28 protein-coding genes are annotated in these 22,160 nt (G+C 69.0%); 16 read left to right on the forward strand and 12 right to left on the reverse strand.

What is annotated here, in order from left to right; all coding sequences use genetic code 11:
* Positions 1 to 225: 225 nt before the first annotated feature.
* Positions 226 to 924: an SAM-dependent methyltransferase gene (locus ACWEIJ_RS00895; RefSeq protein WP_449835146.1), complete on the forward strand. Its 699-nt coding sequence runs from the start codon at positions 226 to 228 to the stop codon at positions 922 to 924.
* Between the two features lie 66 nt (positions 925 to 990).
* On the opposite strand, the gene ACWEIJ_RS00900 is transcribed toward ACWEIJ_RS00895, so the two are convergent.
* The gene (locus ACWEIJ_RS00900; protein WP_449835147.1) at positions 991 to 3,633 is read right to left on the reverse strand and encodes an alpha/beta hydrolase family protein; all 2,643 of its coding nucleotides are present in this window, start codon (positions 3,631 to 3,633) and stop codon (positions 991 to 993) included.
* 206 nt (positions 3,634 to 3,839) lie between these two features.
* On the opposite strand from ACWEIJ_RS00900, the gene ACWEIJ_RS00905 reads away from it, so the two are divergent.
* Positions 3,840 to 3,962: a hypothetical protein gene (locus ACWEIJ_RS00905; RefSeq protein WP_449835148.1), complete on the forward strand. Its 123-nt coding sequence runs from the start codon at positions 3,840 to 3,842 to the stop codon at positions 3,960 to 3,962.
* 88 nt (positions 3,963 to 4,050) lie between these two features.
* Here the strand turns inward: ACWEIJ_RS00905 and ACWEIJ_RS00910 are convergent, their stop codons facing one another.
* Complete coding sequence (locus tag ACWEIJ_RS00910; protein ID WP_449835149.1) at positions 4,051 to 4,212, reverse strand: hypothetical protein; 162 nt, start codon at positions 4,210 to 4,212, stop codon at positions 4,051 to 4,053.
* Positions 4,213 to 4,280: 68 nt separating this feature from the next.
* Between ACWEIJ_RS00910 and ACWEIJ_RS00915 the strand changes: the two genes are divergently transcribed.
* The 5 genes from ACWEIJ_RS00915 (at position 4,281) to ACWEIJ_RS00935 (ending at position 8,074) form a co-directional block, all read left to right on the forward strand.
* The gene (locus ACWEIJ_RS00915) at positions 4,281 to 4,877 is read left to right on the forward strand and encodes a histidine phosphatase family protein (protein ID WP_449835150.1); all 597 of its coding nucleotides are present in this window, start codon (positions 4,281 to 4,283) and stop codon (positions 4,875 to 4,877) included.
* Positions 4,877 to 5,353 carry an N-acetyltransferase family protein gene (locus tag ACWEIJ_RS00920; RefSeq protein ID WP_449835151.1) on the forward strand — a complete coding sequence of 159 codons (477 nt, stop codon included), beginning with the start codon at positions 4,877 to 4,879 and terminating at the stop codon, positions 5,351 to 5,353. Before ACWEIJ_RS00915 ends, ACWEIJ_RS00920 begins: the two co-directional genes overlap by 1 nt.
* Positions 5,354 to 5,477: 124 nt before the next feature.
* On the forward strand, positions 5,478 to 5,858 hold the full coding sequence (locus tag ACWEIJ_RS00925; protein WP_449835152.1) for a DUF5684 domain-containing protein: 381 nt from the start codon (positions 5,478 to 5,480) through the stop codon (positions 5,856 to 5,858).
* A 151-nt stretch (positions 5,859 to 6,009) separates the two neighbouring features.
* Positions 6,010 to 7,482 carry a glycoside hydrolase family 28 protein gene (locus ACWEIJ_RS00930; RefSeq protein WP_449835153.1) on the forward strand — a complete coding sequence of 491 codons (1,473 nt, stop codon included), beginning with the start codon at positions 6,010 to 6,012 and terminating at the stop codon, positions 7,480 to 7,482.
* A gap of 10 nt (positions 7,483 to 7,492) precedes the next feature.
* Complete coding sequence (locus tag ACWEIJ_RS00935) at positions 7,493 to 8,074, forward strand: class I SAM-dependent methyltransferase (RefSeq protein WP_449835154.1); 582 nt, start codon at positions 7,493 to 7,495, stop codon at positions 8,072 to 8,074.
* Here the strand turns inward: ACWEIJ_RS00935 and ACWEIJ_RS00940 are convergent.
* From ACWEIJ_RS00940 to ACWEIJ_RS00950, 3 genes are all read right to left on the reverse strand, one after another.
* A complete protein-coding gene (locus ACWEIJ_RS00940; protein WP_449835155.1) occupies positions 8,067 to 8,879 on the reverse strand; it encodes an SAM-dependent methyltransferase in 813 nt (270 codons plus the stop codon). The two genes, ACWEIJ_RS00935 and ACWEIJ_RS00940, sit on opposite strands and share 8 nt — an antisense overlap.
* 168 nt (positions 8,880 to 9,047) lie before the next feature.
* Positions 9,048 to 9,755 carry a S1 family peptidase gene (locus tag ACWEIJ_RS00945; protein ID WP_449835156.1) on the reverse strand — a complete coding sequence of 236 codons (708 nt, stop codon included), beginning with the start codon at positions 9,753 to 9,755 and terminating at the stop codon, positions 9,048 to 9,050.
* 82 nt (positions 9,756 to 9,837) lie between these two features.
* On the reverse strand, positions 9,838 to 10,257 hold the full coding sequence (locus ACWEIJ_RS00950; RefSeq protein WP_449835157.1) for a hypothetical protein: 420 nt from the start codon (positions 10,255 to 10,257) through the stop codon (positions 9,838 to 9,840).
* A 250-nt stretch (positions 10,258 to 10,507) separates the two neighbouring features.
* Between ACWEIJ_RS00950 and ACWEIJ_RS00955 the strand changes: the two genes are divergently transcribed.
* Both ACWEIJ_RS00955 and ACWEIJ_RS00960 read left to right on the forward strand, forming a co-directional pair.
* Positions 10,508 to 11,455, forward strand: a complete 948-nt coding sequence (locus tag ACWEIJ_RS00955; protein WP_449835158.1) for a diacylglycerol/lipid kinase family protein — start codon at positions 10,508 to 10,510, stop codon at positions 11,453 to 11,455.
* Between the two features lie 343 nt (positions 11,456 to 11,798).
* The gene (locus tag ACWEIJ_RS00960; RefSeq protein ID WP_015104912.1) at positions 11,799 to 12,053 is read left to right on the forward strand and encodes a WhiB family transcriptional regulator; all 255 of its coding nucleotides are present in this window, start codon (positions 11,799 to 11,801) and stop codon (positions 12,051 to 12,053) included.
* 142 nt (positions 12,054 to 12,195) lie between these two features.
* Here the strand turns inward: ACWEIJ_RS00960 and ACWEIJ_RS00965 are convergent, their stop codons facing one another.
* The gene (locus ACWEIJ_RS00965) at positions 12,196 to 13,674 is read right to left on the reverse strand and encodes a sensor histidine kinase (protein ID WP_449835721.1); all 1,479 of its coding nucleotides are present in this window, start codon (positions 13,672 to 13,674) and stop codon (positions 12,196 to 12,198) included.
* A gap of 128 nt (positions 13,675 to 13,802) precedes the next feature.
* Here ACWEIJ_RS00965 and ACWEIJ_RS00970 point away from each other — a divergent pair, with 128 nt between their 5' ends.
* Positions 13,803 to 13,877 (forward strand): 50S ribosomal protein bL37, encoded by a 75-nt coding sequence (locus ACWEIJ_RS00970; protein ID WP_096498094.1) that lies wholly within the window; start codon positions 13,803 to 13,805, stop codon positions 13,875 to 13,877.
* A gap of 60 nt (positions 13,878 to 13,937) precedes the next feature.
* Here the strand turns inward: ACWEIJ_RS00970 and rsrA are convergent, their stop codons facing one another.
* Both rsrA and ACWEIJ_RS00980 read right to left on the reverse strand, forming a co-directional pair.
* Positions 13,938 to 14,198: a mycothiol system anti-sigma-R factor gene (rsrA, locus tag ACWEIJ_RS00975; RefSeq protein ID WP_355445221.1), complete on the reverse strand. Its 261-nt coding sequence runs from the start codon at positions 14,196 to 14,198 to the stop codon at positions 13,938 to 13,940.
* The gene (locus tag ACWEIJ_RS00980) at positions 14,195 to 14,860 is read right to left on the reverse strand and encodes a sigma-70 family RNA polymerase sigma factor (RefSeq protein WP_449835159.1); all 666 of its coding nucleotides are present in this window, start codon (positions 14,858 to 14,860) and stop codon (positions 14,195 to 14,197) included. The genes rsrA and ACWEIJ_RS00980 overlap by 4 nt, the downstream gene beginning before the upstream one ends.
* Before the next feature lie 50 nt (positions 14,861 to 14,910).
* Here ACWEIJ_RS00980 and ybaK point away from each other — a divergent pair, with 50 nt between their 5' ends.
* Entirely contained in the window at positions 14,911 to 15,387 is a 477-nt protein-coding gene (gene ybaK / locus ACWEIJ_RS00985; protein WP_449835160.1) for a Cys-tRNA(Pro) deacylase, read from the forward strand.
* Here ybaK and ACWEIJ_RS00990 read toward each other — a convergent pair.
* Positions 15,384 to 15,893 carry a hypothetical protein gene (locus ACWEIJ_RS00990; RefSeq protein ID WP_449835161.1) on the reverse strand — a complete coding sequence of 170 codons (510 nt, stop codon included), beginning with the start codon at positions 15,891 to 15,893 and terminating at the stop codon, positions 15,384 to 15,386. The genes ybaK and ACWEIJ_RS00990 overlap by 4 nt on opposite strands.
* Positions 15,894 to 16,028: 135 nt before the next feature.
* Entirely contained in the window at positions 16,029 to 16,571 is a 543-nt protein-coding gene (locus ACWEIJ_RS00995) for a DinB family protein (protein ID WP_449835162.1), read from the reverse strand.
* A 64-nt stretch (positions 16,572 to 16,635) separates the two neighbouring features.
* Here ACWEIJ_RS00995 and ACWEIJ_RS01000 point away from each other — a divergent pair, with 64 nt between their 5' ends.
* Complete coding sequence (locus ACWEIJ_RS01000; RefSeq protein WP_449835163.1) at positions 16,636 to 17,493, forward strand: DUF7916 family protein; 858 nt, start codon at positions 16,636 to 16,638, stop codon at positions 17,491 to 17,493.
* Here the strand turns inward: ACWEIJ_RS01000 and ACWEIJ_RS01005 are convergent.
* Both ACWEIJ_RS01005 and ACWEIJ_RS01010 read right to left on the reverse strand, forming a co-directional pair.
* Entirely contained in the window at positions 17,490 to 18,101 is a 612-nt protein-coding gene (locus ACWEIJ_RS01005) for an alpha/beta hydrolase family protein (protein WP_449835164.1), read from the reverse strand. The two genes, ACWEIJ_RS01000 and ACWEIJ_RS01005, sit on opposite strands and share 4 nt — an antisense overlap.
* Positions 18,098 to 18,826: an SOS response-associated peptidase gene (locus ACWEIJ_RS01010; RefSeq protein WP_449835165.1), complete on the reverse strand. Its 729-nt coding sequence runs from the start codon at positions 18,824 to 18,826 to the stop codon at positions 18,098 to 18,100. Before ACWEIJ_RS01010 ends, ACWEIJ_RS01005 begins: the two co-directional genes overlap by 4 nt.
* Before the next feature lie 85 nt (positions 18,827 to 18,911).
* Between ACWEIJ_RS01010 and aroA the strand changes: the two genes are divergently transcribed.
* The 4 genes from aroA to ACWEIJ_RS01030 are packed head-to-tail and all read left to right on the forward strand — an operon-like array spanning position 18,912 to position 22,140.
* Positions 18,912 to 20,177, forward strand: coding sequence for a 3-phosphoshikimate 1-carboxyvinyltransferase (gene aroA / locus ACWEIJ_RS01015; protein WP_449835166.1), 1,266 nt, complete (start codon positions 18,912 to 18,914; stop codon positions 20,175 to 20,177).
* A 1-nt stretch (position 20,178) separates the two neighbouring features.
* Positions 20,179 to 21,177, forward strand: a complete 999-nt coding sequence (rsgA, locus tag ACWEIJ_RS01020; protein ID WP_449835167.1) for a ribosome small subunit-dependent GTPase A — start codon at positions 20,179 to 20,181, stop codon at positions 21,175 to 21,177.
* The gene (locus tag ACWEIJ_RS01025) at positions 21,167 to 21,613 is read left to right on the forward strand and encodes a hypothetical protein (RefSeq protein WP_449835168.1); all 447 of its coding nucleotides are present in this window, start codon (positions 21,167 to 21,169) and stop codon (positions 21,611 to 21,613) included. The genes rsgA and ACWEIJ_RS01025 overlap by 11 nt, the downstream gene beginning before the upstream one ends.
* A complete protein-coding gene (locus tag ACWEIJ_RS01030) occupies positions 21,610 to 22,140 on the forward strand; it encodes a hypothetical protein (protein WP_449835169.1) in 531 nt (176 codons plus the stop codon). The genes ACWEIJ_RS01025 and ACWEIJ_RS01030 overlap by 4 nt, the downstream gene beginning before the upstream one ends.
* Positions 22,141 to 22,160 lie beyond the last annotated feature (20 nt).

Below are 22,160 nucleotides of genomic sequence, written 5' to 3' on the forward strand. Positions count from 1 at the left end.
GGAGACCAAGCAGGGCTGAGCTCAGAGCCTTGAGAACGACGCTGACCTGCGAAAACCTCTTTCGCAGGTCAGCGTCGTTTTCGTCCACGGGTGCTGGCATCCCCACCGTCGAACACCTGCGACACAAGATCAAAATTCTGCTAGACAGCGATGGTGGAACGACACGAACTCGCCGCTATCGCGCACAAAGACCATCCGATATCGGCTCCACTGAGCGACAGCACAGTGGCGCACCTCCTCCAGCGGGCCATCCGCAGGCAGAACGATCACCTGCTCGATCTGGGCTGCGGCGACGGCACCTGGTTGCTGCGCGCACTACAGGCGCACGGCGGCGTAACGGCTGTCGGAGTCGACATCTCGGGTGCGGGCTTCGACAGCGTCCTCAGCGAGGCCGCCCGGCTCGGCCTGGGAGATCGGCTCGAACTGCGCCGCCAGGACGTCGCCGAGTACCGGTCGGCCAGGAAAGCGGACCTGGTGCTGAGCGTGGGAGCCGCCTACGCGTTCGGCGGGCTGCTCCCCACGTTGAACGCCGCTCGCGAGCACCTCGCCGAAGACGGGATGCTCCTGCTCGGCGACTGCTTCTGGGAGCACGAGCCGGACGCCGCCGTCCGAGCGGAAATGGAGGACGGTCCGCAGAAGTACGCGGATCTCCCGACCACCGTGGCCCAGGTCGTCGCCGACGGATGGACACCGGTCTACGGATACATCAGCACCATCGCGGAGTGGGACGAGTACCAGTGGTGCTGGACCGGCACCCTGGCCCAGTGGGCCCTCGACAATCCCGAACACCCCGACAGCGACCGCGCCCTTGGGATGTCAGCGGCCCACCGCACCGGCTGGCTGGGCGGCTATCGCGGATTTCTCGGGTTCGTCGTGCTCCTGCTGCGGCGCACACCTCCCTCAGCACCGACTGAGATGTCCTGAGGGAAACCACGAGCTGCACCGCGACCCCGAGTGCCGCCTCCTGAGGCAGAGGCGGCACCGTCGGCGTCACGTGACCTTGCCGGTCACCTCGAAGTCCGTGCCGGTCGGCGACAACCCCTCGAACTTCAGCCGGATCTGCTCCTCGCCCTCGACCTCGTCGTCGGTCACAGTCGGCACCTCGACGTCCAGTGACGTCTCCCCCGGCGGGATGACGGTCCACAGCTGGAGCCCGGTGGAGGACAACACCCTTGACGGCACGGGATTCTCGCCCGAGTTCCGGAGGAACCACTCGGCGTTGACGTCCGTTGTGGACAGTTCGGGACCACCGGGTGCCACCGGCAGGCCCATGAAGGTGATGGCGGAGTCCGCCGCCTCCGACAGGGTCAGCCTCCAGCGCAACGTGCCGCCTTCCGCGACGCTGTCGGCGACCGGCGTCACCGTCAGCTTCGGCAGCGGGTCGTCGTTGCGCACCAGCAGTCCGCCGAACGCGGCGCCCACCACGGCGTTGCCGATCGCCACGACGCCGACGGGGTACTGGGTGTCGGCGCTCCACCGCGTGTTGGCGGTGTAGGTGATCGGCACGTCCACGCGGTGCTCTCCGGGCTTCAGCGTCACGAGCCTGGTCACCGGGGTGTTGGCCGGGTCGCGGTAGAAGAGGCGGACGGTGCGGGTGCCGTTGCCCGTGGCGGTGACGGCCACGTTCTGGGTCACCGTGCCCTCGTCGCCTTCGAGCACGGACGTCACGGTGGCGTCGACGCGGCCGAGCCTGGCCGGCACGACCGGGACGAGGCCCCTGGTGTAGCCGTGGGCGTCGATGAGCAGCGCTTCGCCGGACGCGGACTCGGGCGCCAGTTCCAGCGACGCCACCCGGCCGAGGCCCGCGGGCAGGGGCACGCGGACTTCCTGGGCCCACAAGGCGCTCAGGCGGTCGCTGCCGGGCAGGCCGGTCACCGACACCGCGCCCAGCGCGTACTTCTGTCCACTTCGGTCGGTCACCGAGATGCCGAACCGGGTGGCCGGCGCGTTCGGCGGAACCGCGAGGCGCAACGCGAGTTCCTTCGATCCGTGCAGCGAAACGGGTTCCGCCGGAGTCACGACACCGGCCTGATCTGCGGCGGTCCACTTGAGGGCGACCGACTGCCGTTCCGGCTGGGTCGTCGCGAAGCGGAAGCGGACGAGGTGCGGTGAGCGCGTGCCGCACGCGGCAGCGGGATCGGGTGTCACCTGAGCGCACACCCTTGCGCTGCCGGCGGCGACCGTCGAGGTGTCCGGCACGACGAACGGCCTGCGGTCGCCACCGACGGCGTGCGAGAGGACGCGAACTGGGTCGGCGGACGGCGCGCGGACGCCGGAGCCGTCGAGCAGCGGCAGCACGGACTGGTCGCGGGCGAGGAAGAGGCGGGCCGACGCCGCGAGGTACGTGGCGCCCGCGGTCTGCTGCTGGTCCGCGGTCAGCCGGGTGGCGGCGCCAGGTGCGCAGATCGGGTCCGGTGGCTGACCCGGCCAGAAGTCGTCGAACGCCGGCGCCTCGGCCTGACCTGGCGTCCACTCGCTGTTGAAGTAGTTGTGGTTGGCGCCCACCACGTACAGCGCGCTGTGCAACGCGGCACCGCGGCTCACCCCGTGGGTCTGGTCCACGTACATCTGCCCCTGCAGGTCGGACACGTCACCGTCGCAGCCGGGCAGGACCGTCACGGACGGCACGTCGGGCTGGGGGTTGTGCCCGAAGATCGTCGGGCCGATCAGCGCGGTGCCGCTGATGTGCCACCGCACCGGTCCGCTGAACCCGGTGTCGCCGGGCGGCGGGTTCAGACTGTCGGTCGCGGCCCGGTTGACGCCCTCACCACCGCGCGAGTGCCCGACCAGCAACACCTTCGACAGGTCGGCCGGCGCGGACCTGACCACCTCCGGCGCGTCGCCGCGACCGGCGGACCAGTCCGCCCACTTCGCCAAGTGGTTGCGCACCAACGAAGAACGCCCCTGCGCGCCGGCGTCGACGGTCTGCGCGTCCTGTGCGTTGATGCCGTTGGCCGAGATCGACACCGTCACGTATCCCTGCGACGCCAGCAACTCCTGCGCCTTCAGATAGCCGCGCTGGCTCGGCACGGCGGTCAACCCGGCCGGGCATGGCCAGGCGGCGACGATCCGGTTCGGGTCCGTCTTGCTGTAGCAGGTGAAATGCCGTCCGTGCAGGAAGAGCACCAACGGCCGCTTGCCCTGCGCACCCTTGGGCGCGACCACGATGGCGTCCATCTCGATCGGCGCCGCGTAGCCAGGCAGCCGGATCGGGTCCAGCGAGTACTCGCCTCTGGTCGTGACGTACCGCCCGGGCTTGCCGGGGTCCACCGCCGACTCCGGCGACAGCGCGGGCAACTCCGGCACGGCCAGCTGAGCCGGCGCCGGTGCTGTCACGTCCAGCCGCCTGCCCGCCGACCGCACCTGCAGCGCGGCGGGGTCCTTCAGCCGGGCCGTGAGCGTGAAGGTCCGCAGGTTCGCCGACTCGCGGGCGGTGCCGAGGAGCCGGTCGCCCTCCCAGAACTCGACACCCGCGTCCGACAACGGCATCGGCGCGGGAGCGGTCCACCGGATCTCCTGACCAGCGACTGCCCAGCCCGGTGCCGGCGGTGGTTGGGGTGCGGCCGCAGCAGGCAGCGCGGGCACCACCGCGGCCAGCGCGGCTGGTATGAACAGTGCGACTATTCGGCGCATGAGTGGGTTCCTCTCGAAAAAGGAATGCCACTCAGTTCTATCGACGTCGCCGAGCACACGACACGCAGTTCTGCTGTTGATATGCCAATTAAAACGATGACCAGACCTGGGTATTACGCCGTTCAGCGCAACGGCCGGGGAACTGGGGGAATGAGCGGGACGGGCACGAGGGCTCGTGGCCACGGACGCCGGCATGCAGGTGGAGCGTGACCGTGCACCTGATCGACGCGGAAGCGCTGGGCGAGGCACTGGACTTCGTGGTCCTGATCAAGCCCGGTGACAGCGGCGGGACCTACCGGGTCGAGGTCGATCCGTTCGGCCGCGAGTGACGCGGCCCGTCTGAAATTCTGCGCGGAACTTCAGGGGAAAGCAGACGAACGCGCAACCGGCACCCACATTTCGACAGGAGCCGAAACGTCACAGGTCTCCGGTGCCGGGATCGCGCTGGTTCTGGCGCAGCTTGTTCCACGTCGAGGTCAACTCGGCCCGGATGCGCGCGATGCGCACCCCGAAGGCCTCGCGGATCTCCTGGGCATCTACCTCGTCGGGGGCGCCGTGGTCGGGGTGCTCGGCGGTCATGGCGAGCGGGGTACCTCAGGAGAGGACTCCCCCAAACGTGGTCCCGGTCACTGCCTAGGATCGAACAGGTGAGCACCCACCTCTACCTGCTGCGTCACGGCCAGACCGAGTGGTCCGAGAGCGGCAGGCACACGGGACGCACCGACATCGAGCTGACGCCCGAGGGCGAACAGCAGGCACGCCGCGCGGGCGCCACGCTCGCCTGGCTGAGAGGTACGGACCAGGCTCCGGCGCTGGTGCTGACCAGTCCGCGGCAGCGCGCGACCAGAACGGCGGCGCTGGCCGGCCTGGAGGTCAACGGCATGACCGAGGACCTGGCCGAGTGGGACTACGGCGACTACGAGGGCATCACCACGCCGCAGATCCGCGAGCGCGTGCCGGGGTGGACGGTGTGGACGCACCCGATGCCGGGCGGCGAAACGCACGCGGAGGTGCAGGAGCGGGCCCGCAAGGTGCTCGGCGAGGTGCGCAAGATCCTGCCCGGCGGCGACGTGGTGCTGGTGGGGCACGGGCACTTCAGCCGCGTGCTGATCGCGGCGTGGCTGGGACTGGCACCCGACCAGGGTGTCCACTTCGGACTGGACCCGGCCGGCATCTGCCAGCTGGGCGACGAGCGGGGCGACCCGCAGGTGCGCAGGCTCAACGTGCCTGCCTGGGAGGTGTGATGATCCGGCGGGTGGAACCGCGTGACGTCGACGCGGTCGTGAAGCTGGTGCACGAGCTCGCGCTGTACGAACGGGCGCCGGAGCAGTGCCATCTGACCGCGGAGCAGTTGCACGCGGCACTGTTCGGCCCGGCGCCCGCGCTGTTCGGCCATGTGGCCGAAGTGGATGGTCAGGTCGTCGGGATCGCCCTGTGGTTCCTCAACTTCTCGACCTGGGACGGCGTGCACGGCATCTACCTCGAGGACCTCTACGTCACGCCGGAGCAACGCGGCAACGGCCTGGGCAAGAAGCTGCTGGAAACTCTGGCCCAGGAATGCGTCGCGCGGGGCTACACGCGGCTGCAGTGGTCCGTCCTCAACTGGAACGAGCCGAGCATCAGGTTCTACGAGGCGCTCGGTGCCGTCCCATTGGACGAATGGACTGTGATGCGAGTGGCGGACGAGGCACTGCAGAAGCTGGGCTCTTCTTCACTCTGAAGGTTGACAGAAGGTCTCGAAAAGCTCACGAAACGGGAATTCCACACAGGACGGGTCCCCGGTCCTGGCAGCGTCCCCGCTCGCCGATCTCCCGGCACAAGTAAGCGTGGAAAGAGGAAAGACCGTGCAAGAAAGCTCCGGCTCCAGCTCGGGATCCCTGATCTTCGGCCTCATTTTCGCCGTGCTCGTCATCGCCGGCATGTGGGCGACGTTCAGCAAGGCGGGCAAGCCCGGCTGGGCGGCGATCATCCCGATCTACAACATCTACGTCCTGCTCAAGGTCGCGGGCCGTCCGGGCTGGTGGCTGATCCTGTGGATCATCCCGATCGTCAACTTCATCATCTCGATCATCGTTGCGATCGACGTCGCCAAGGCGTTCGGCAAGGGCGGTGCCTTCGGCTTCTTCATGCTGTGGCTGCTCGGCTTCATCGGCTACCCGGTGCTCGGCTTCGGCAGCGCGCAGTACCGCGGCCCGGCCACGGGGGGCCAGGCGTACCACGGCTGATCAAGCCTGAGCTGGACCGAGGCCGGGTCTGAAGTCACCCCTGTACTTCAGGCCCGGCCTTCACTATGGTCAGGAATGAAATCGTTTTCAGAGCGTTTCAGACGCCGAGCTGCCGCCGCCTCGACGCACGACGAGGAAGGACCTCTCAACGATGAGGCGTCGACTGACCGGCGCGTTCGTCGCGCTAGCGGTGATCGTGGCACCGGCGGGCGTGGCGAACGCGGCCAGCTTCAACGTCAAGGACTACGGCGCGAAGGGCGACGGCAAGGCGATCGACTCGGTCGCCATCGACAAGGCCATCGCCGCGGCGTCGGCGGCGGGCAACGGCGTCGTCGAGATCCCGCCGGGCACCTACCTGTCGCGCTCGATCCACCTCCGCAGCAACATCACCGTCAACCTGCAGCAGGGCGCGCGCATCGTGGCGTCCGGCAGCGGCATCGACGCACCGGAGTCCAACCCGAACTCGAAGTACCAGGACTTCGGCCACAGCCACTTCCGCAACGCGCTGCTGTGGGGAGAGAACGTCGAGAACGTCAACTTCACCGGCAAGGGCGTGATCGACGGCGCCAACAAGCTGGAGACCGGCGACAACATCCCGGCCGGCAAGGGCGACAAGATGCTGTCGCTCAAGTTCTGCAAGAACGTCAACATCACCGACGTGACGTTCCGCGAGGCAGGCCACTTCGCCATCATCACCAACGGCTGCAACGGGATGAAGCTCGACCACATCACCGTCGACACCCCCGACGACCGCGACGGCATCAACTTCATCAACAGCTCCAACATCGAGCTGTCGAACTCCACGGTGATCTCCAGCGACGACGCGGTGGCGTTCAAGTCCGACTACGCGACCGGCAGGACCTTCCTGAGCGAGAACAACGTCGTCCGCGACTCCACGATCCAGTCGACCGAGAACAACGCCGTCCAGTTCGGCTCGGAGACCTGCGGCAGCTTCAAGAACATCCAGTTCCGCAACCTCAAGGTCACCGGCGCCTCGAAGGCCGGCCTCGGCCTGGTGTCGATGGACGGCGCGACGATCGAGGACGTCCTGTACGACAACATCCAGCTCACCAAGACCGCCTCGCCGATCTTCATCCACATCGGCAAGCGCGGCCGCTGCCCCGGCAACCCGCCCACCGGCAAGATCCGCAACATCACCTACCGCAACATCACCGGCACGAACCTCACCGCGCCCCGCGACATCCCGGGCGACCCCGAGTACGCGTCAACCGTCTCCGGCCGCGCCGACTCGAAGATCACCGGCCTGACCTTCCAGAACGTCAAGCTGACCGTCCCCGGCGGCCACGGCGAGGGCGACGCGTCGAAGAACCCGCCGGAGGTCTCCGGCGAGTACCCGCCGCGCATCTTCGGCCCGCGACCGGCGTTCGGCTTCTGGCTCCGCAACGCCGCGGACGTGAAGTTCGTCGACAGCACGATCGAGTTCGACAAGAACGACGGGCGGCCGGCGTTCACGACCGACAGCGTTTCCGGGATCTCGCTGAGCGGCGTGAAGGTGGAGCGCAGCACGGGTGGTGCGGATCTGCAGTGGCGGAAGAGCAGCGACACGTCGGTCACGGACAGCACGACGACCAGCGGCCAGGCATTGCGCGCGAAGACGAGCTAGACAGGAGGGCGTGACGACCTTCTGGGACGAGCAGGCGGCGACCTTCGACGACGAGCCGGACCACGGTCTGCGAGACGCTCGTGTGCGAGCGGCATGGGCGGAGCTGCTGCTCCCCCTGATGCCATCGAGTTCGTCGGAGGTCGTCGATCTCGGTTGTGGCACGGGCAGTCTCTCGGTGCTCCTGGCCGCGGCCGGACATCGCGTCCAAGGGGTCGACCTCTCCACACGCATGCTCTCGGCCGCCATGGCCAAAGCTCGCGCCGCGGGCGTGACGGCGGAATTCGCGCAGGGCGATGCCACCGAGCCTCCGTGTGCATCTGGGTCGGCGGACGTCGTGCTGGCGCGGCACGTCCTGTGGGCGTTGCCGGACCCCGCAACCGCGCTCGAAGCGTGGGTGCGGCTGCTTCGCCCCGACGGACGGCTGGTGCTCGTGGAAGGCCACTGGTCGACGGGCTCCGGTCTGACCACCGCCGAGTGCGAGGGCCTGGTCCGCTCGGTCCGCCGAGAGGCGATGGTGACGCGGTTGACCGATCCGGCGCTGTGGGGACGCGAGATCGACGACGAGCGCTACCTGCTGGTGAGCGTTAGATGACGCCGACCGCGCCGTAACTGGAAGCGTCAGCCGCCTCGGACGTGCCAGGCAGCTCGCCGTCCGCCCTCCAGTGGGCGGCGAGCACCAGCCCGGGCTCCAGCAGCTTCAGCCCGCACACCAACTCCTCGACGTCCTGCTTGGACCTCGGCACGAGCTCGGACTCCATGCCGTCCACCATCTCGACGAGCTGGTCGACCAGGTCCGGCTCCACGTCCTTCGTCAGGTGCGTCAACGCCAGCACGCTGCCCTCGCACAGGGCGGCCCGGTAGCGCGCCACGACACCGGCGGGCTCATCGGTGATGTACGGGAGGATGCCGACCATCAGGACGGCGGTCGGCTTGGTGAAGTCGATCAGGCGGCGCGTTTCCGGGTGGCGCAGCACGGCGCCGACGTCGCACACGTCCGCCTGCACGATGGCGGCGCTCAGGTTGTCGCGCAGCATGGTGCGGGCGTGGGCGACGGCCACCGGGTCGTGGTCGACGTAGACGACGTTGCAGGACGGGTCGACGGACTGGGCGATCTCGTGCACGTTGCCCGCGGTCGGGATGCCGCTGCCCAGGTCGAGGAACTGGCGGATGCCCATCTCCTCCACGCACAGGCGCACCACGCGGCGGGAGAACGAGCGGATCGTGCGGGCCATTTCGGCCACCGGGAACTTCTGGATGCTCGCCTCGGCGACGGCGCGGTCCACGGCGAAGTTGTGCGCACCGCCGAGGTAGTAGTCGAAGAGGCGGGCCACATTTGGGCGTTCTGGACCGCCGTTTGTCGTCACCCGCTTCGGGCCGTCCTGCACTGCGCACCTCACCCTGCTGCTCCCGAGCGGCGCGAACGCTGGCAGCACGGTAACCGGCTACTCCGTTCGTGTCCATCCACCATTCGTGAACACACAGGGTGATGGCTTCCGTGTTTCCGCAGGAACGCGGGGCCCCCGCGTTCCCCAGGAGGAAACGCGGGGCCCCTGCGTTGCTTCAGGTCAGACGCCCGCGTACTGACGGATCCAGGAGCGGTAGGCGCCCACGTGCGTGTAGTTGGAGCGGGTCGCGCGGTCCGACGTCGAGGCGACGCCGACCTGCTTGCCGTTGGAGAACATCGGGCCGCCCGAGTCGCCACCGGCGGCGATGCCGTCGACGCGCGTGACGGACACCGCCCGGCCACCGCGGTAGTCGGTGCCGTTGGTCGAGGTGACGCGGGTGTTCGCGACCTTGAGGTAGCGCGACTGGCAGTTGATCTCCGGCTGGTTGGTGCAGGTGGCGCCCCAGCCGTAGAGCTGCACGGTGTTGCCGGTGGACACGTCGCTCGTCGTGCCGAGCGGGGAGAACGGCGCGGACATCGACGTCGTCACGTGCACCAGCGCCAGGTCGACCGACGGGTGCTTGATGATCTGGTTTCCGGTCACCAGCTGGCCGCCGGAGGTCTGGTCGAGGCTGCCCGCGCGGAACGTGTACGTGCCGGACGACGCCACGCAGTGCTCAGCGGTCAGGATCCACTGAGGTGCGATCTTCGTGGCCGAGCAGTTCTCCCGCCCGTTCACGAACAGGCGTGCCGCGTAGGGGAAGTTCGACGCGTAGCTGCCACCGATGATCATCGGCGACATCTCCGGGTCCTCCGGAGCCGCCGCGGCGGCAGGGGCGAGGGAGAGCGCCGCCAGGAAGGCGCCCGCGATCGCGGTCAACAAACGCATGGTTGGTCACCTCTTGAGTGCAGGGAGTGGTTAAGCAACCACGCACAGCTTCACTCTGTCGTGTGACCCTGACCACCCTCCGTTAGTCGGCTTTGTCGCCTTCCGGCACTTCGACGTGGCCCATCGCCCACTTGCGCCCGTCGGCGGTGAACAGCAGCACGAGCACAACGGCGCAGTAGATGCCGCCCAACGAGCCCAGCAACTGCTGCTCCGACGGTCCGTACGCGTACCAGGCGCAACCGAGGAGCAGCAGCTGCGTGACGATCACGGGTGTGCGCGCTCCGTGGTGGCCGCGGAACAACATGACCGACGCGAAGATCACCCCGCCGAACCAGAGCGCGAGCACGCCGGCGGCACCGAGTATCGGACCACCGGACGGGGCACCCTGAAGCACGCGTACGACGAGTGCGACGGCCAGGGCGATGCCGCCCAGGCCCTGCAGAGAGGTGAGAGCGGCGGCAGTCCGCACCGCCCGCGGCGGCGCCGGGGTCCCAGTGGTCACGGGAGACCTTTCCTCACGTTCTGTACTGGTCACGGATCGTAGGCCACCCGGTTGGAGGTCTCACATGGCACACCTGACGGGGGAAGATCAAGGGGCCTTCAGCGAGCCGGCGGTCGTCCGGGGTGCACTCGCCTGCGGGCCTACGCGGTGCGAGCGGAAGGGAGATCTACGCCACTTTCGTGAGGCAGGAGCTACCCTGAGGGAGGACATGCGCGCCGCTCACGGTCACGCACTGTCTTACTCTGCAGTAGTGCGCGCTCTTCTCGTGGTGAACCCGCAGGCGACTACAACGACGGCTGCGGGCCGTGACGTGTTGGCGCACGCGCTGGCCAGCGACGTGCAGCTGGAGATCGTCCAGACCTCCTACCGGGGCCACGCCGCGGACGCCGCGAGCAAGGCGGCGGAGGACGGGGTCGACCTGGTCATCGCCCACGGTGGCGACGGCACGGTGAACGAGGTCGTCAACGGCATCCTGCGCGCGGGCCCCCGCCCGAACAAGCCGATGCTCGGCGTCGTGCCCGGCGGTTCGGCCAACGTCTTCGCGGGCGCGCTCGGCATCCCGCGCGATCCCGTCGAGGCCACCCACGTCCTGCTCCAGTCGATCGAGCACGGCACCAAGCGCCGGATCGGGCTCGGGCAGGTCTTCGCGGACGTCGTCGAGGGCGGCCAGGGCCGCTGGTTCACCTTCAACGCGGGCATGGGCCTGGACGCCGACGTCGTCGCCGGCGTGGAGAAGAAGCGCGCCAAGGGCCGCAACGCGAGTCCCGCCCTGTACCTCTCGGTCGCGTTCGGGGCGTATGCGCAGAACGTGCGCAAGCCCCAGCACTTCACGGTCGAGGTTCCCGGCGAACCGGCGTTCAACGACGTCGGCATGGTGTTCGTGTCGAACACCGACCCGTGGACGTACTTCGGCGACCGCGCGATCCAGCTCAACCCCAGCACGTCGTTCGACGGCGGCCTGGGCCTGACCGCGCTGAAGACCCTGCGCGTGCCGACCGTCGGGCGCTATGTCGCCCAAGTGCTCGCCACCGGTAACCCAAAGGGCGGGAATCTCGTTCGGCGCGACGACGTGGCTTATGTCAGAGTGAAGTGCGAGGAGCCCGCCAACCTCCAGGTCGACGGTGATTTCCTCGGCAGGACGACTGCAGTGGAGTTCCGAGCAGTCCCCGACGCGTTGACTGTTGCCACCCACGGGTGAGGTCTGCCCGCGGAGAGCGCGAGCCGACGTGGCCGGCGTGATTTTGCGGGGGCGACCCCGCAGACCCCGATGGCAGGGCGCTGCGCGCCCAGACGTGCTACAACTTGACAGTCCGTGATCGGTTCGTGACCGTCTCGGTACTCACCCGGGATGTACTGCAGTCGAGTGACAGCAGAGCGTGAAACCCCAGGTGAACGCTGTCGATCTTTTGGGTGAGTTCACTCACCGGGTCAGTGCTAACCCCTTGACATCCCAGCCGTTCGTGAAAGCATTCACAAGCACCCCAAAACGACCGCTGACAACCGGCGTGCCCTTGTGCGCGCCTAGCTGAGGAGTAGTTCCAATGGACTGGCGCCACCGCGCGATCTGCCGCGACGAGGACCCCGAGCTGTTCTTCCCCGTTGGGAACAGTGGTCCCGCGCTGCTTCAGATCGCCGAGGCGAAGACCGTCTGCCGCCGTTGCCCCGTCGTCTCCGACTGCCTCGCGTGGGCGCTGGAGAGCGGCCAGGACGCCGGCGTCTGGGGCGGGATGAGCGAAGACGAGCGCCGCGCTCTCAAGCGCCGCAACGCCCGCACGCGGGCCCGCAGCAACGCCTGAGCAGGCAGTTAGCCGCGAAGAACCACACATAAGAAGAAGCCCGACACCGTGCCAGGTGTCGGGCTTCTTCTTTGTTTGCACACCCTCCCGCATGACCACGTGAGACCGCTGAGGCTGGCCGTCACGTGTGCACGGCGTTAGTTTAGCGCCGCCCTCTGAGCGGTACGCGCAGGACCGCCTCTGTACCGCCTCGGGGCCTCCGCCGCAAGCTCAACGACCCCCTCAATTCGGAATCGACGAGGGTCCGAACGATCTGCAAACCGAGACGATCGGTCCGCTCCAGGGAGAAACCGGGCGGAAGCCCCTTGCCGTCGTCGGAGATCGTCACGTCGAGCCACTTGGCGGACCGCTCGGAGTGCACGACGACCTCTCCGCGCTGGCCAGGCGCGTACGCGTGCTCGAACGCGTTCTGCACGAGCTCGGTCAGCACCATCACCAGCGGCGTCGCGATCTCGGCCGGGACGATCCCGAACCCGCCCTCGCGGCGGACCTTCACCTCGGTCTCGGTGACCGCCACGTCGCTCATCATCGGGATCACCTTGTCGACCACGTCGTCAAGGTCGACCCGCTCGTCCACGGACATCGACAACGTCTCGTGCACCAGTGCGATGGAAGTCACCCGGCGGACCGACTCGGCCAGCGCCTCCTTGGCCTCCGGGTTGCTCAGCCTGCGGCTTTGCAATCTGAGCAACGCGGCCACGGTCTGCAGGTTGTTCTTCACCCGATGGTGGATTTCCCGGATCGTGGCGTCCTTCGACATCAACGCGCGGTCACGCCGGCGCACCTCGGTGACGTCCCGGCACAGCACGATCGCGCCCGCGGCCTGCCCGCGTGGCCGGAGGGGCAACGCGCGGAACAGCACCGCCGCGCCCCGCCGCGACTCCGCCTCCATGCGCATGGAGGGCTGCCCGTCGAGCGCCTGCCTCATCCGTTGCGCGACCTCGGTGGCGTCGAACGGGTCACCGATGAGGCTGCGCGTCAACGGCGCCAGGTGCACGCCCACCAGGTCCGACGCGTGCCCCATGCGGTGGTAGGCCGACAACGCGTTCGGCGAGGCGAACACCACCGCCCCGGACGGGTCGAGCCTGATCAGGCCATCACCGACGCGCGGGCTGGTGTGCACGTCGGGGGACGGTTCGGGCGCGGGGAACGTGCCGTCCGCGATCATCTGGCACAGGTCGGCCGCCGACCCGAGGTAGGAGATCTCCAACGGCGACGGCACGCGCGGCACCGCCAGGTTCGTGCTGCGGCTCAGCACCGCGATGACCTGGGTCCCCAGCCGCACCGGGATGGTTTCGCGGCGCACGGGCACGCCCAGGTGCCAGCGCGGGTCCTCCTCGCGGCAGATCCGCGACTCGTCCATCGCCCTGCGCAGCTGCGGGTGCTCGTCGGAGTCCACCGCGCTGCCGACCACGTCCTCCGGGTGGGCCGTGGGCGCCGTCGTGGGACGGGCCTGGGCGACGCAGAGGAAGTTGTCGTCGTCGAGCGGGACGTACATGAGGAAGTCCGCGAACGACAGGTCGGAGAGGAGCTGCCACTCGGCGACGACCAGCTGGAGGTGGTCGACGGCGGCACCGGAGAGCTTCGTGTGCTCGGCCAGCAGGTCCGTGAGCGTGCTCAGAACTCCTCCATGCGAAAATAGCGAAGCTGTGTTCGATTGGTCGGCTGGCCCGGCCGATTGGAAGCGGTAACCCAGCGGGCCGGTCCAGCCGACGCTCGTTGAAGAAGTTCTGATCCTAGGAGACACCGATGTCGAAGCGTGCCCGCAAGCGCCGCGACCGCAAGAAGGGTGGCGCGAACCACGGGAAGCGCCCCAACGCCTGAGTGCTGCGAAAGGCCCTGGTCACAAGCGTGACCAGGGCCTTTTGTTCTGCCGCGAAGGCCTCAGCCCTCGGTGCGGATCTCCACGATCGTGGCGCGGATGCGCGCCTTCAGCTCGGACGGGGCGAGGTCCCCGCCGCACTTGCGCGCGAGCAGCGCCTTGAGGTGCTCCTCCAGCCCGAACTGCTCCAGGCAGGGATGGCACTCGTCGAGGTGCGTCTGCAGCGCCGCGCGGCGCTCCTGGTCGCACTCCCGGTCGAGGAACAGCCAGACCTCGGACAGCACCTCTGAGCAGTCCGTGTCGTGAGGTTCGCCGCAGTTCATGACGCGTCTCCGTTGCCGCTTCGGAGGAATCCACGCTCACGCGCGACGTCCGCCAGCATGTCGCGGAGCTGGCGACGGCCCCGGTGCAACCGGGACATCACCGTGCCGATCGGGGTGCCCATGATGTCTGCGATCTCCTTGTACGCGAAGCCTTCGACATCGGCGAGGTAGACCGCGATCCGGAACTCCTCCGGCAACCGCTGCAATGCTTCCTTGACGTCGCTGTCGGGCAGGTTGTCGAGTGCCTCGACCTCTGCGCTGCGCAGCCCGGTCGAGGTGTGGCTCTCCGCCTGTGCCAGCTGCCAGTCAGTGATCTCGTCGGTCGGCTGCTGGATCGGCTGGCGCTGCTTCTTGCGGTAGCCGTTGATGTAGGTGTTGGTGAGGATCCGGTACAGCCACGCCTTGAGGTTCGTGCCCTCCGAGAAGGACTCGAACGCGGAGTAGGCCTTGAGGAACGTCTCCTGCACCAGGTCCTCGGCATCAGCCGGGTTGCGCGTCATGCGCAGGGCCGCCGAGTAGAGCTGGTCGAGCATCGGCATGGCGTCGCGCTCGAACCGCGCGGCTCGCTCCGCCGTCGTCTCCGTCGTGCCGGTGGCGGGCACCGCGCTCCCTTCCCACAGGTTCTGGGTCGGGTCCGACTCTACGCGGGGCCGCTCGAGCATGTTCGTCACCACGTCCCTCGTAACAACGGAGGTGCTGGTAGTAATTCCGCATGGCCGGACGTGGGACGCCCGCCACAGCGCTGCTGGACAAGCAGCGGGTGGCGCACACCTTGCACTCGTACGAGCACGACCCCCGCCACGAGTCCTACGGGCTGGAGGCGGCGGAGGCGCTCGGGCTGGTGCCGGAGCGCGTGTTCAAGACTTTGGTCGCCGAGGTGGACGGCAGGCTCGCGGTCGGCGTCGTGCCGGTGACGTCGCAGCTCGACCTGAAGGGTCTCGCCGCCGCGTTGAAGGGCAAGAAGGCGAAGATGGCCGTCGTCGCGGACGCGGAACGCGCGACGGGTTATGTCGCCGGTGGAATTTCTCCGCTCGGGCAGAAGAAGCGGTTGCCGGTCGTGCTCGACGAGTCGGTGTCGAATTTCGAAACTGTTTTCTGCAGCGCGGGCAGGCGTGGTCTCGAAGTCGAGATCACGCCTGCCGACCTGGTGCGGCTCACCAATGCGGTGGTCGCCCGGATCAGTGCTTAGGAAACCGGCGCCGTCACGCCGCCCATCCGGACGTTCGCGCCGATGCCGGACTTCGGCCACGGGACGGTGACCAGCTCGCCGAGCTTGCCCTGGCCGGGCAGGTTGAAGCGGACGAACGCGGGGGCGAGCTGCGGCCCCGCGCTGTCCGACGCCACGTAGACGACGGCAGAGCGGTCCTCGTTGACCAGCGTCTCGGTGTACGGAGGCTGGCCGCCGTTCTGGGAGGCGTGGATGTCCTTGCCCTGGCCGTCCAGGAAGCGCACGTTGCTCAGGGAGCCCCCGATCGTGCAGGAAGCGCCTTCCGCGGACACGAACTTGATCTGGTGCGCCTTGCTCTTGACCGTCGGAGAGGGCATGTCGTAGACACCGATCGCCAGGTCGCCGGCGGTGCACCACGGGGCCGCCGCCGACGTGCCGGAGGCCTGAGCGACAGAGGTCGCCACCACGGCCAAAGCGGCTGCACCGGTCAGGGCGGCAACGGTCGCGATCGTGCGGAAGTTACTCACGTGTCAATCCCCGAATTCGTCTCAGTTGGCGTATTCGCCTTACAGATCCGTGGACGCCTCGGAGATCCACCGGGTTGCACGAAGAATCGTTTTCGTACTTTCGGCCGACCCCTCGACCGTTCGGAGGAACGCGCTCTATTCGCCGACCTGACCGTCGATCGCTTCTCTGATGAGATCCGCGTGGCCGTTGTGCCGCGAGTATTCCTCGATCATGTGGGTGAGGATCCACCGCAGCGTCGGCGTGCGGCCGTCCCTCCACGGCGGCCGCCTGGCGAGCTGACCGAGATCACCGCTTTCGAGCGCCTCGGCCAGGTCCCGCCGGGACTGCTCGACGCTGGACCGCCAGAGCGCGCGCAGCTGTTCCGGTGAGTCCTGCCCGGCCGAGTGCCAGTCCCAGTCGATGTCGCTCAGCCAGTCGACGCTCGCCCACGGCTCGGTGCGGTCGCGGCCGAGCAGGACGTGGTTGAACCACTCCTGCTCCACGTAGGAGATGTGCTTGAGGAGACCGCCGAGGGTCATGGACGACCTCGCGGTGGTCTGGTTCAGCTGCTCCGCCGTGAGGCCGTCGGTCTTCCACGCGAGGGTGGCGCGGTGGAACTCCAGGAAGCCGACCAGGGTGGCGAGCTCGTCGCCGTCCACCGGCGGTTCCGGGCGGCCCTGCTCGTCGAAGTCGCTCATGGGCGTGATCCCAGCCGAAGTCGTAGAGTGCCACCACATGGTCTAGACCACAGTGGAGGCAGACGTGCGCATCCTCGACCTCGACCGCACCGGGCTGGCCGCGCTCCGGGGGCCTGAGCTCACGCAGGCCGTGGCCGCCTCGGAAGGCCGAACGATGGTGGCGGAGGTCTTCGCGGACCGCGCGGCGCTGTCGTTCGACGGCCGGACCGGCGTGCACAACGCCGAGCTGATGGCCGCGTTCGGCGCCGACGTCATCGTGCTGAACATGATCGACCGGGTCTGGGACGGCACGACGTTCCGCTTCCCCGGTCTCGGCGAGCTGCCGAGCCTGACCGCCCTGGCCGCGAAGATCGGGCGGCCGATCGGCGTCAACCTGGAGCCCGGCACCGTCCCGGACCTGCGCAGGGCGACGAAGGACAACGCCGCCAGGCTCGCGGACGCGGGCGCCGCGCTGATCGTGCTGACCGCCAACCCGAGCACGGACGGCTCGTTGGACGGCATGGCCCGCGCCACCGAGCTGATCAAGAGCGATGCCGCGCTGTGGGCCGGCAAGATGCACCACGCCGGTCGTCCGGAGCCGATCACCGCGCAGAAGCTCGTGAACCTCGTCGACGCGGGCGCGGACGGCGTGATCCTGCCGATTCCCGGCACGCTGCCCGGCGTCACCAGAGAAGCCGCGGCCGAAGCCGTCGCCGCCGTCCACGAGAGGGGTGCCGTGGTCATGGGCGCGATCGGCACGTCACAGGAGGGCTCGCACACCAACGTGGTGCCGCACCTGGCTCTGACCGCCAAGGAGATCGGGGTCGACGCGCACCACATCGGCGACTGCTTCCTGCCGGGCATGGGCGACCCCGAGCTGCTCTACGCCTACTCGGTGGCCATCAGGGGCCGTCGGCACACGTGGACCCGGATGGCGCGTTAGTCCAACGGCCTCAGCACGCGGTCCAGCCACTCGCCGACGAACCGGCCCACGTCCGCGACGGACGCCTTCAGCGAGTGGTCACCGTTCAGCAGCACCACTTCCCGGTGGTGACCGGACGGCGGCCGGCCGAACGGGTCGTTCTCGCCCTGCACCACCAGGGTCGCCACCTCGACGGCGTCCAGCTCGGCCAAGCGGGACTTCTCCGGCTTGCCCGGCGGGTGCACGGGGAACGCGAGGCACAGCACCGCGACGGCCTGGCCCTCGACCGACGTGCGGCAGGCCACCCGCGCGCCCGACGACCGGCCCCCGAACACCAGGGGCAGGCCGTCGAACCAGCGTTCGCCGAGATCCTCGACGACGGACAACCAGGCGGTGTCGAGCTGCTTGGCCGGCGCGGGCGCACGACGGCCCGCCACGCGGTAGGGCTGTTCGACCAGGGCCACGTGCACACCCACGGCGTTCGCGGCGTGGCACGCGGCCACCAGGTCCGGGGCCTCGACGCCGCCACCGGCGCCGTGCCCCAGCAGCAGGGCGGCCCGCGGTTCGTGGGCACAGTGCAGCGAGGCCCTCGCGGGGCCGTGCGGCGTGTCCACCAACAGCGTCGTCACGACAGCTCGGACAACGTGGAGGAGGGCTTCTCTTCTTCGTCGAGGGAAACGCGGTCCATCAGGGACGGGTTGTTGTTCTTCACGCTGTTCACCGCCGTCGACACCGGACGCAGCTCCAGTGCGTCGATGATCGAGGGGTCCGGGGTCAGCAGCTCCGACGGGTCCAGCGACGTCGGGTCGAGCCACGCCGACCAACGGTCCTGAGGCAGCAGCAACGGCATGCGGTGGTGCACCTCGGTCATCGCGCCGATGGCCTCCGTGGTGAGCACCGCGCACGTGACGGTCGGAACGTCGTCCTTCCACCACACCGACCAGATACCCGCCATCGCCAGCGAAGCGCCGTCGCCGAGGGTCATGAAGTACGGCTGTTTGCGCCCCTCGCCCGGCTGCCATTCGTACCAACCGTCGGCGGGCAGGATGCAGCGGCGCTTCATCGCGGACTGCTTGTAGGCGGGCTTCTCCAGCACGCTCTCGGCCCGCGCGTTGATCATCTTGGCCGCGCCGGAGAGGTCCTTGGCCCAGTGCGGGACGAGCCCCCAGCGCATGACGCGGATGCTGCGTTCCAGCTCCTCGTCCTCCGGTTTGCGCTCGACCACCGCCAGGACGTGCTTGGTGGGAGCGATGTTGTAGTCGGCGCCCGGCGCCTCGTCGCCGGTTCCGTCCACCGCGTCGAACTCGGCCGCCAGCAGCGCCGGGTCCTTGGTGGAGGCGTACCTACCGCACAAAACCGATCACCTCCGAAGTCGTCATCGTCGCACGTCGGGAACACCTGTGCGAGCCGCCCCAGTGTCGATGCGGGATCATTGCGGCATGACTCAGCACTGGTCAGCCCCCAGCGCAGCAGGCCCAGTCCACGCGACCGTGCCGGTGCCCGGCTCGAAGTCGATCACGAACCGCGTTCTGGTCCTCGCGGCACTGGCCGACGGGCCGTCCACCGTGCACGCGCCGTTGCGCAGCCGGGACACCGTGTTGATGGCCGCCGGGCTCTCCTCGCTCGGGGTCGGGTTCGCCGACCGCGAGGACGGCGGCTGGGACGTGACGCCCGCCGCGCTGCGCGGACCGGCCGAGATCGACTGCGGTCTCGCGGGCACGGTCATGCGGTTCCTGCCGCCCGCCGCCGCGGTGGCCGAGGGCGAGATCCGGTTCGACGGCGACCCGCACGCGCGCACGCGGCCGATGGGCACGGTGCTGGGCGCGTTGCGCTCGCTCGGCGCGGACGTCGAGGGCGACGCGCTGCCGTTCACGTTGCGCGGCACCGGATCGCTGCCCGGTGGTGAGGTGACGATCGACGCGTCGGGCTCGTCGCAGTTCGTGTCCGGCCTGCTGCTGTCCGCCGCCCGCTACGACAAGGGCGTGACTGTGCGGCACGACGGCAAGCCCGTGCCCTCGTTGCCGCACATCGACATGACGGTCGAGACGCTGCGGTCGGTCGGTGTCCGGGTGGAGACCGGCGCGAACGTCTGGCACGTCGAGCCGGGCCCCATCGCCGCGCGCACGTGGACCGTGGAGCCGGACCTGTCGAACGCGACGGTGTTCCTGGCGGCGGCCGCGGTGACCGGCGGCGAGGTGACGATCCCGTTGTGGCCGACCAGCACCACCCAGCCCGGCGACGCGATCGGCGGCGTCCTGACCCAGATGGGGTGCGAGGTCGAGCTGTCGGAGAAGGGGCTGACCGTGCGCGGACCGGCGAAGCTGTCCGGTTTGGACATCGACCTGCACGACGAGAGCGAGCTGACCCCGACCATCGCCGCGCTGGCGGCGCTGGCGGAGGGCCAGACGATCATCCGCGGTGTCGCGCACATCCGCGGCCACGAGACGGACCGGATCGCGGCGCTCGTGAACGAGATCAACGCGTTGGGCGGCAACGCCTCCGAGACCGAGGACGGCCTGATCATCAACCCCGCGCCGCTGCACGGCGGCGGGTGGAAGGCCTACGCGGACCACCGGATGGCGACCGCGGGCGCGATCATCGGGCTGGTGGTGCCCGGCGTCTCGGTGGACGACATCGGGTCGACCACCAAGACGATCCCCGACTTCCCAGGCATGTGGAACGCCATGCTCGCGGGGGCGCGTTGACGTGAGCAAGCGGGACTGGCGCAAGCTCGACGAGTCCGACGTGCGCGTGCGCCCCGGCAAGGGGACGCGGCCGCGCAGCAAGAGGCGACCGGAACACGCCGACGCCGAGAGCGCGATGGTGATCGGCGTGGACCGCGGCCGCTGGACGTGCGCGCTGGACTCCGGTGTCGTCGTCACCGCGATGCGTGCGCGCGAACTCGGCCGCACGCCCGTGGTGGTGGGCGACCAGGTCGGCATCGTCGGTGACACGTCGGGCCAGCCGGACACGCTCGCCCGCATCGTGCGCGTCGAGGAGCGGACCTCGGTGCTGCGCCGGACCGCGGACGACACCGACCCGTTCGAACGCGTCGTCGTCGCCAACGCCTCCCAGCTGATCATGGTGGTCGCGCTGGCGGATCCCCCGCCGCGCACGGGTTTCATCGACCGGTGCCTGGTCGCCGCGTACGCGGGCGGCCTGGAACCGGTGCTGTGCCTGACGAAGTCGGACCTCGCGTCCGCGGACTCGCTGCTGGCGCTCTACACCGAGCTCGACGTGCCGGTGATCGTGACGCGGTTCGACGAGGAACCGGCCGAGCTGCGCGCGCGTTTGTCCGACACGGTGTCGTGCCTCATCGGCCATTCCGGCGTCGGCAAGTCCACGCTGGTCAACCGGCTGGTGCCGGACGCGAACCGCGCGGTGGGCGTGGTCTCCGGCGTCGGCAAGGGCAGGCACACGTCCACCCAGGCCGTGGCGCTGCGGCTGCCCGACGGCGGCTGGGTGGTGGACACGCCGGGCATCCGCTCGTTCGGCCTCGCGCACATCACGCCGGACGACATCGTGAAGGCGTTCCCGGACTTCGCCGAGGCCGCGGAGGAGTGCCCACCCGGCTGCGGCCACCTCGGCGCGCCGGAGGACCCCGGCTGCATGCTCGACGAGCTGGTGCCGGACGCGCCCGGCCGGCTGGCGTCGTTGCGGCGGCTGCTGGCGTCACGTGCGGGACTGGACGAACATGCGGATTGAAGTTGTCCTGTGCGCTGCCGCGCTGGTGACGGCGTGCACCACCGAGCCTTCTCCCCCGAAGTTCGAGGACACCGACGCCTGCGCGCTGCTGAAGTCCGGCGATGCGGGCGACCTCAGCGGCACGGCCAAGAGCTCGCGGGCGTGCGACTTCACGTTCGACTCGCTGACCGTCCGCCTGACCCTGCGGCCGGAGAAGTTCGCGGACGCGTCACAGTCGTTGCAGTCCGACGGCGGCTACGGCGCGGTGGTCAACGACCACCCGATGACACGCCGCTGCACGGACACGTCCGGTGTCGTGACGTGCGACGCCGTGGTGGAAGTACGAGATGGCCAGGTCATCGGGCTGAAGGTGGTACAGCGCAGCCCCGACGTCAACGCCGTGGGCCAGGTCACACAGGGACTGGCGTCGAAAGCACTGGAGAGACTGCCGAAGTGAAGCGTCTGCTGCCGTTCCTCCTGCTGCTCGCTGGCTGCACCGCCGCACCGGTTGCGATCACGCCGTCGAGCACGACGACCACGACCACAACGACGACGGTCACCACGACCTCGCCACGGATCGACACGCCTCGCAAGCTCGTCGCCGACCCGTGCGGGCTGCTCACCGCCGCGGACTTCGACACACCGCTGAACATCCCTCCGCAGCCCTACCCGGACATCCCGCGGTCCTGCGCCTTCCGGGAGGGCAGCGGCACTGACGCGGACCTGATCGTCGTGGTGGTGTTCACGGACGCCTACGCGCGCCCGGACAAGTCCACGGAGATGCTCATCGGCGACGGACATTCGGCAGCGACGTCCTGTGCCACCGGCTCCGGCGTGGTGGAGTGCACCACCCTCGTGGCGGTCAACGCGACGGAGTCGTACAAGGTGATCGCCCACCTGCAGAACGGCAACCTGGACCAGGTCGCCGGGATCTCGCAGGGCAAGGCCCGCCGGGCGTTCGAGAAGCTGGTTGTCACGTCCTGACGCGCTGTCTCGTCCACCTG

The organism is Lentzea sp. NPDC004789 (genome assembly GCF_053601075.1).